Genomic DNA, 7,259 nt, shown 5'->3' with positions numbered 1-7,259 from the left:
GGTGTACCCGTCCCAGGAAGTGCTCGACAAACTCTATATTTCCACCACGCCGACCCCGGCGACCATGCGCCTGATGACCCGCGCCTGGAGCAAAGTGAAGACCAACAAATGATCCCGTCCAATGACCACGCCCGGTCCTACTACCGGGCTTCGGCCAATACCATGCCGGAGCGCCCGTCACTGGGCGCCGACCTGAGCGCCGATGTGTGCGTGATAGGCGGCGGGTTCACTGGCGTCAACACCGCCATCGAACTGGCCCAGCGCGGGCTCTCGGTGATCCTGCTGGAGGCCCGGCGCATCGGCTGGGGCGCCAGTGGGCGCAATGGCGGGCAACTGATTCGTGGTATCGGCCATGATGTGTCGGGGTTCGCCAAGTATGTGGGTGAGGAGGGCGTGCGTTACCTGCAGCACGCCGGGATCGACTCGGTGGCGCTGGTGGGCGAGCGTATCGCCCAGCACAACATTGACTGCGATTTGCGTTGGGGCTTTTGCGAACTGGCCAACACCCCGGCGCAGTTTGCCGCGTTCAAGGGCGAGCAGGCCGGCCTGGCAGCGCTGGGTTATGCCCCTGAAACCCGCCTGGTCGGCCCGCAAGACATGGCGCAGGTGGTGGGCTCCAGCGTCTACGCTGGCGGCCTGGTGGACATGGGCTCCGGGCACTTGCACCCGTTGAACCTGGTGCTGGGCGAGGCGCAGGTGGCCGAGTCGCTCGGGGTGAAGATTTTCGAACAGACCCAGGTGCTGGAGCTTGTACACGGCGATACGGTGCAGGTGCGTTGCGCCGGCGGCACGGTGCGCGCGGCTAATCTGGTACTGGCTTGTAACGCGCACTTGGAGGAACTGGAACCGCGCTTGAGCGGTAAGGTACTGCCGGCGGGCAGCTACATCATCGCCACCGAGCCTCTGTCGGTCGAATTGGCCCAGCAGTTGATTCCGCAAAACCTCGCCCTGTGCGATCAGAAAGTCGGGCTCGATTACTACCGGCTCTCGGCTGACCGGCGCCTGCTGTTCGGCGGCGCCTGCCATTACTCGGGGCGTGACCCTGCGGATATTGCCGCGTATATGCAGCCCAAGTTGCTCAAGGTGTTCCCGCAGTTGGCAGGCACCGCCATCGAGTTCCAGTGGGGCGGCAAGATCGGCATCACCGCCAACCGCTTTCCCCAGGTCGGGCGCCTCAAGCAGTACCCGAATGTGTTCTACGCCCAGGGCTATTCCGGGCATGGCCTGAACGTGACCCACTGGTGCGCGCGCCTGCTTGCCGAAGGCATTCACGCCGGTGCAAGCCACGGCCTGGATATCTTCAGCCAAGTGCCGCACATGACCTTCCCCGGCGGCAAGGCCCTGCGCTCGCCGCTGCTGGCGTTGGGGATGCTGTGGTATCGGTTGCGAGAAATGCTCTGACTGGCAGCCGCGTTTAACCGGATGAGCCTGAGGGGGAAAGATTGAGGTAAGGGCGTGAGTGGCTGACATTGGACCGAGTATGTCCGGGGCGATGAGGTTACCCGTTGCCCTGGCCTTCACAGGCTTTCAGTCAGCACCTTCCTGAACGTTTCCACCAAAGGCCGCAAATTAACCCGGTGCCATGCCGCCCACAGCGGCGTGGTGTAGGTCAGCCATGGCAATTCACGCAACACCACCCCAGGCGGCGCATTCCGGCTCAGCCCCTTTTGCACCATCGCCACACCCAAACCCGAGGCCACCAACCCCAGGGCGGTAAACGGCTCACTGGCTTCCATAGGGATTTGCGGCGTAAAACCAGCACGAATGCACGCCGCCACAAAGTCATCCGCCGGGTTGGCGCCAGGCTTGCGTTGCACGCCGATCCACTCCTGATCAGCCAGATGCTCGGGTAACAACTCGCTGTGGCGCGCCAATGCATGATGTTCCGGCAGCGCCAGCAGCATCGGGTCGTCCAGCACCTGCAGCGCCGTCAGGTCCGGGTCATCGGTGGCCGGTGGCTCGCCGACCAGGGCAATGTCGAGGCTGCGTTGACGCAAGCCTTCGAGCTGTTCCAGCGACGGCAAGTTGTACAGCTTGATATGCACGGTAGGCCGGTCATCCCTCAATACGCGCAACGCATTGGGCAGCACGCCGGCGTGCATCGCGTTTTCGATGTAGCCGATGCACAAGCCGCCTTCTTCGCCGCGTCCCAGGCGTTTGCCCAAGGATTCCAAGCGATTGGCGTGGGTCAACAGCGCCTTGGTTTCCGCCAGGAACGTCTGGCCATCGCGGGTCAGGCGGATGCGCTGCTGGCTGCGTTCGAACAAGGTCAGGCCCAGGCGCTCTTCAAGCTGGGCGATCTGGCGGCTCAGCGGTGACTGCGAGATATGCAGGCGCTCGGCGGCACGGCCGACGTGTTCTTCTTCCGCGACCACTTCGAAGTAGCGCAGTTGGCGAAGATCAATCATGTGTAAGACCTTTCAGGACTCAAGTTGGTCGCAGTATGTCTTGGACGGTCCGATCTATGCAATCTAGGATCTGCTCAACGGTCACAGCGACCCACAACCGATTGAGGACCCACCATGAGCTTGAAAGACAAATTGCCCGGCCCGCTGGGCTTCGGCACCGCACCGCTGGGCAATATGTTCCGCGCAATTGCCGAAGACGAAGCCCAGGCCACCGTCGAGGCTGCCTGGAATCACGGCGTGCGTTACTTCGACACCGCTCCCTTCTACGGCTCGGGCCTGTCGGAAATCCGCCTGGGCCATGCGCTGTCTCAGTACAACCGCGATGACTTCGTGCTCAGCACCAAAGTTGGCCGGGTGATTCTCGATGAAGTCGAAGAAAGCGCCCGCGACCTCGGCGAAAAAAGCGGCGTGTTCGAACACGGCCGCCCCAACAAGATGCTCAATGACTACAGTGCCGACGCCACCTTGCGTTCCATCGAAGACAGCCTCGAGCGCCTGCAAACCGACCGCCTGGACATCGTGTGGATTCACGACATCGCCCAGGACTTTTACGGCGACCAATGGCTGGACTACTTCAACCAGGCCCGCACCGGCGCCTTCAAGGTGCTGACCCGCCTGCGTGAAGAAGGCGTGATCAAGGCCTGGGGCCTGGGCGTCAACCGCGTTGAACCCTGCGAGTTGACCCTTGACCTCAGCGAAGCCCGGCCCGATGGCTTCCTGCTGGCCGGCCGCTACACTTTGCTGGACCACGAACGCGCCTTGCAGCGTTTGATGGACGCAGCCTTGGCGCAGAACGTCGAGATCGTCGTCGGCGGGCCTTACAGCTCCGGCATTCTGGCCGGTGGCGCGCACTTCGAATACCAGCAGGCGAGCCCCGCGATCATCGATAAAGTCGAGCAGATCAAGGCGATTGCCCAGGCGTTTGGGGTAAGTATAAAAGCCGCAGCCCTGCAATTTTCCCTGGCGCATCCGGCCGTGGCGGCGGTGATTCCAGGTGCCAGTCGTCCGGGGCGGATTGCCGAAGACGTTGCAGCGTTGTCAGAGAAGATCCCGGCAGCCTTCTGGCAGGCGCTGCGCGAGGCCCGGTTGATTTCGGCCCGTGCGCCTCTGCCGCTCTAACTTCAGGAGTACCACCGATGAACATTGATGTAAGCGGCAAAGTAGCTATCGTCAGCGGCAGCACCGCCGGTATTGGCCTGGGCATCAGCCAGGCGCTGGCCGCCTGCGGCGCCACCGTGGTGGTGATCGGGCGCGAATCGGGCAAGGTCGACGATGCGCTGGCAAGCATTCGCCAGGCGGTGCCGGGCGCTGATCTGCGCGGGCTGGTGGCGGATCTTGGCACCGCCGAAGGCGCCGCGAAACTGTTCGCCGCCGAACCGCGTGCCGACATCCTGGTCAACAACCTCGGCATCTTCAACGATGTGGATTTCTTTGATGCGCCCGACAGCGAGTGGACGCGCTTCTATGAGGTCAATGTGATCTCCGGCGTGCGCCTGGCACGGCATTACACGCCCGGCATGGTCGAGCAGGGCTGGGGGCGGGTGATCTTCGTGTCGTCGGAGTCCGGCGTGGCCACACCGGCCGACATGATCAACTACGGCGTGACCAAAAGCGCCAACCTCGCGGTTTCCCATGGCCTGGCCAAGCGCTTGGCGGGCACCGGGGTGACGGTTAACGCAGTGCTGCCGGGGCCGACTTTTACCGACGGCCTGGAGCAGATGCTCAAGGACTCCACACAAAAGTCCGGGCGCAGTGCGCGGGACGAGGCCGACGTATTTGTACGTAACGCACGGCCGACCTCGATCATCCAGCGCGCGGCAAATGTGGATGAAGTGGCGAACCTGGTGGCGTACATTGCTTCACCGCTGTCCTCTGCAACCACAGGCGCTGCGCTGCGGGTCGACGGTGGTGTGGTCGACAGCATGGCGATCTGAAGTCTTTATTTTTCCTGGAGTATTTAGTGTGGCGACAGCTTCTTCTGTAATTGAAATCCCGGTTTCGGCCGATCAGGTCTGGCAATTGGTCGGTGGCTTCAACGCGCTGCCGGATTGGCTGCCGTTTATCGTCAAGAGCGAGCCGAGCGAGGGCGGGCGCGTGCGCCACCTGCAAACCGCAGATGGCGGTGTGGTGGTCGAGCGTTTGCAGCGTTTTGATAACGTGGCACGCAACTACAGCTACACCATCGAGCAATCGCCGTTTCCGGTGAGTGCTTACCTTGCGACCTTGCAGGTTGAGGCGCTCACCGACAGCTCGGCGAAAGTGACCTGGTCCGGCGTGTTCACCCCGGCAGCCGGGACCACGGACGCGGCGGTGGAAGAGTTGTTCACCGGAGTGTACAGCGGCGGCCTCGAAGCGCTGCGCGCCAACTTCTAACTAACCGGCAAAGCCGTTCCAATGTGGGAGCTGGCTTGCCTGCGATAGCGGAGTGTCAGGCAATGCAAATTTGCCGGGTACATCGTCATCGCAGGCAAGCCAGCTCCCACACGGTTTTGTAGCGCCTGGAGATGATCGTTCCCACGCTCTGCGTGGGAATGCCTCTTGTGACGCTCCGCGTCACGCTGTGGGACGCGGAGCGTCCTGGGCTGCATTCCCACGCGGAGCGTGGGAACGATCAGGCTTCGGGCATCAACTGCTGCCGACACTCCAGCACCAACCGCGCACCACCACGCTGGCTGCTGCCAACCTCCAGCTTGAACCCGTGCAAGTTGATGATCGCCGCCACAATCGACAAGCCCAAACCGAAGCCGCCTTGCTGGTCGCTTTCATCCACGCGATAAAAACGCTGGAACACCGCATCACGTTCCGCCGCCGGAATACCCGGCCCGGAGTCGTGCACTTCGATGCGCGTGCTGCCGCCGTCATTCACACCACGCAAGATCACCTCGCCACCGGCGGGCGAGAACTTGATCGAGTTGCTCAGCAGGTTGGCCAAGGCTTCGAACAGCAGCGCACGGTCGCCGGTGATCCACGGCAGCGCTTCGGGCACTTCGAGGCGCAACTGCAATTCGCCTTCTTCGGCCAATGGCAGATAAAAGTCATGCAGCTCGCGCAGCAGTGGCAACGGGTCCATTACCAGGAAACCCGAGCGGCGCTGGTGGTCTTCCAGCTCCGAGATGCGCAATAGCCCGCGAAAGCGCGCCATCAGGGTGTCGGTCTCGGCGATGGCGTCGTCGAGCTTCACCGCGTACACCGAGTTTTCCTCGGCTTCCTGCTTGATGCGGTAAAGCTGCGCGCGCAAGCGTGTCAGCGGAGTGCGCAGGTCGTGGGCAATGTTGTCGCACACGCCCTTGACCTCGTTCATCAGCTTCTCGATGCGGTCAAGCATGGCGTTGACGATGGCCGCGAGCATGTCCAGTTCGTCACGGCGATTCGACAGCGGCAAACGGTGGGTCAGGTCGCCGGCGACGATAGCCTCGGCGCTGGCCTGGATCCCGCGAATACGCCGCAGCGGGCGGCGGCGCAGCAAATGCCAACCGGCCGCGCCGGGAATAATCGTCAACGACAGCGCCCACAGCAGCGCATGCCAGATGATCCGGGTGACGCCGAACAGCGAACCGTTGGCTCGCACCAGCACCAGCCAGCGGCCGTCTTCGGTGTGGGTGGCGACGGCGTCGCAGCTGTCTTTGGGCAGTTTGGGGTCGTCGGACTCGACGCAATTGGCCAGCGCGTGGATCTTGCCGTCCAGCGGCAAGTCCGGTGGCACGGCGCGGATCGGCCCGCTCAGGGGGCGAAATTGCTCATCGAACAGGCCATAGGCGTCCACGCCCTTCATGTCGAAAGTCATGCTGGTGGTCAGGGCTTCCACCAGTTCTTCGCCGTCGAAACGCTGAAACAAGTGCTGACGCTGCATCAACGAGTGGCGGGACAGGTCGCCCAGGTAACCCGACACTTCGAAATACAGCACCCCCATAAGGATGCAACTCCAGGCCACAAACAACGAACTGTAGAGCGCCAGCAAGCGGCTGCTGGAGGAGCGCCAGCCCTTAGAGGGGTTCAGCAATGACATAACCGGAACCTCGTACCGTGCGGATCAGCGGTGTGAGGCCCGGTGGATCGATTTTCTTGCGCAGGCGACCGATATGCACATCGATCAGGTTGGTGCCCGGGTCGAAGTGATAACCCCAGACTTCCTCGAAGATCATCATCCGCGACAGGATCTGCCCGGTGTTGCGCATCAGAAACTCAAGCAGTTTGTATTCGGTGGGCAGCAGGCTCAGCGGCTGCTCGGCACGGCTGGCTTCGCGGCTGATCAGGTTCAGTTCCAGGTCGGCCACGCGCAGGGCGGTTTCGAACTCCTTGACCGTGCTTTTGCGCCGCAGCAGCACTTCGACACGGGCAGCCATTTCGTCGGAGGCGAACGGCTTGGTCAAGTAGTCATCACCACCGGCCCGCAGGCCGCGCACGCGTTCGTCGACATCGGAGAGGGCGCTGATCATCAAGATCGGCGTCGACACCCCGATGGTGCGCAGGGTCGTGACGATGGCCAAGCCATCCAGCTCCGGCAGCATCCGGTCGAGGGTGATCAGATCGTAATCACCACTCACAGCGCGGACCAGGCCTTCGCGGCCGTTGTCCACCCAATCCACGTCCAGTCCATGGCTACTCAGCTCGGCGACGATCTCGCGTGCCGTTACGGCGTCATCCTCGATGGTCAAAATACGGGTCATAGGATTACCTGGTGAGCGATTCACACTAGAAGTGGGGTCATTTTGCCAAGAAGTAGCTGAATGTTTCCTAAATTAAACTTCATCTTGGCAAAACCACCACAAATTTCCGGGTTGCACACAATCATTGTGGGAGCTGGCTTGCCTGCGATAGCGGTGTGTCAGAGACAAAATATCAACCTGGAAG

7 protein-coding genes are annotated in these 7,259 nt (G+C 62.2%); 4 read left to right on the top strand and 3 right to left on the bottom strand.

Annotated features, from left to right (window positions below):
- The first annotated feature begins 108 nt into the window (after window positions 1-108).
- Window positions 109-1,401: an NAD(P)/FAD-dependent oxidoreductase gene (locus tag FEM54_RS19550; RefSeq protein WP_099550138.1), complete on the top strand. Its 1,293-nt coding sequence runs from the start codon at window positions 109-111 to the stop codon at window positions 1,399-1,401.
- 116 nt (window positions 1,402-1,517) lie between these two features.
- On the opposite strand, the gene FEM54_RS19545 is transcribed toward FEM54_RS19550, so the two are convergent.
- Window positions 1,518-2,408 (bottom strand): LysR substrate-binding domain-containing protein, encoded by an 891-nt coding sequence (locus tag FEM54_RS19545; RefSeq protein ID WP_017135354.1) that lies wholly within the window; start codon window positions 2,406-2,408, stop codon window positions 1,518-1,520.
- 114 nt (window positions 2,409-2,522) lie between these two features.
- Here FEM54_RS19545 and FEM54_RS19540 point away from each other — a divergent pair, with 114 nt between their 5' ends.
- The 3 genes from FEM54_RS19540 to FEM54_RS19530 are packed head-to-tail and all read left to right on the top strand — an operon-like array spanning window position 2,523 to window position 4,781.
- The gene (locus tag FEM54_RS19540) at window positions 2,523-3,527 is read left to right on the top strand and encodes an aldo/keto reductase (RefSeq protein WP_099550137.1); all 1,005 of its coding nucleotides are present in this window, start codon (window positions 2,523-2,525) and stop codon (window positions 3,525-3,527) included.
- Between the two features lie 17 nt (window positions 3,528-3,544).
- Window positions 3,545-4,342 carry an SDR family NAD(P)-dependent oxidoreductase gene (locus tag FEM54_RS19535; protein ID WP_138452549.1) on the top strand — a complete coding sequence of 266 codons (798 nt, stop codon included), beginning with the start codon at window positions 3,545-3,547 and terminating at the stop codon, window positions 4,340-4,342.
- Between the two features lie 28 nt (window positions 4,343-4,370).
- Window positions 4,371-4,781 carry an SRPBCC family protein gene (locus tag FEM54_RS19530; protein ID WP_017135357.1) on the top strand — a complete coding sequence of 137 codons (411 nt, stop codon included), beginning with the start codon at window positions 4,371-4,373 and terminating at the stop codon, window positions 4,779-4,781.
- Between the two features lie 238 nt (window positions 4,782-5,019).
- On the opposite strand, the gene FEM54_RS19525 is transcribed toward FEM54_RS19530, so the two are convergent.
- Both FEM54_RS19525 and FEM54_RS19520 read right to left on the bottom strand, forming a co-directional pair.
- Window positions 5,020-6,414 carry a sensor histidine kinase gene (locus FEM54_RS19525; protein ID WP_099550136.1) on the bottom strand — a complete coding sequence of 465 codons (1,395 nt, stop codon included), beginning with the start codon at window positions 6,412-6,414 and terminating at the stop codon, window positions 5,020-5,022.
- The gene (locus tag FEM54_RS19520; RefSeq protein WP_003219726.1) at window positions 6,392-7,075 is read right to left on the bottom strand and encodes a response regulator transcription factor; all 684 of its coding nucleotides are present in this window, start codon (window positions 7,073-7,075) and stop codon (window positions 6,392-6,394) included. The genes FEM54_RS19525 and FEM54_RS19520 overlap by 23 nt, the downstream gene beginning before the upstream one ends.
- Window positions 7,076-7,259: the final 184 nt, after the last annotated feature.

Source organism: Pseudomonas edaphica, assembly GCF_005863185.1.
In the GTDB taxonomy this organism is placed as follows: Bacteria; Pseudomonadota; Gammaproteobacteria; order Pseudomonadales; family Pseudomonadaceae; genus Aquipseudomonas; species Aquipseudomonas edaphica.
The sequence above is the reverse complement of the archived record's forward strand: the minus strand, read 5'-3'. Positions and strand labels throughout refer to the sequence as shown.

Bases quoted from the DNA above. Each gene is read 5' to 3' on its own strand.
- FEM54_RS19520 (WP_003219726.1), bottom strand. From the start codon at position 7,075: ATGACCCGTATTTTGACCATCGAGGATGACGCCGTAACGGCACGCGAG.
- FEM54_RS19525 (WP_099550136.1), bottom strand. From the start codon at position 6,414: ATGTCATTGCTGAACCCCTCTAAGGGCTGGCGCTCCTCCAGCAGCCGC.
- FEM54_RS19545 (WP_017135354.1), bottom strand. From the start codon at position 2,408: ATGATTGATCTTCGCCAACTGCGCTACTTCGAAGTGGTCGCGGAAGAA.
- FEM54_RS19540 (WP_099550137.1), top strand. From the start codon at position 2,523: ATGAGCTTGAAAGACAAATTGCCCGGCCCGCTGGGCTTCGGCACCGCA.
- FEM54_RS19550 (WP_099550138.1), top strand. From the start codon at position 109: ATGATCCCGTCCAATGACCACGCCCGGTCCTACTACCGGGCTTCGGCC.
- FEM54_RS19535 (WP_138452549.1), top strand. From the start codon at position 3,545: ATGAACATTGATGTAAGCGGCAAAGTAGCTATCGTCAGCGGCAGCACC.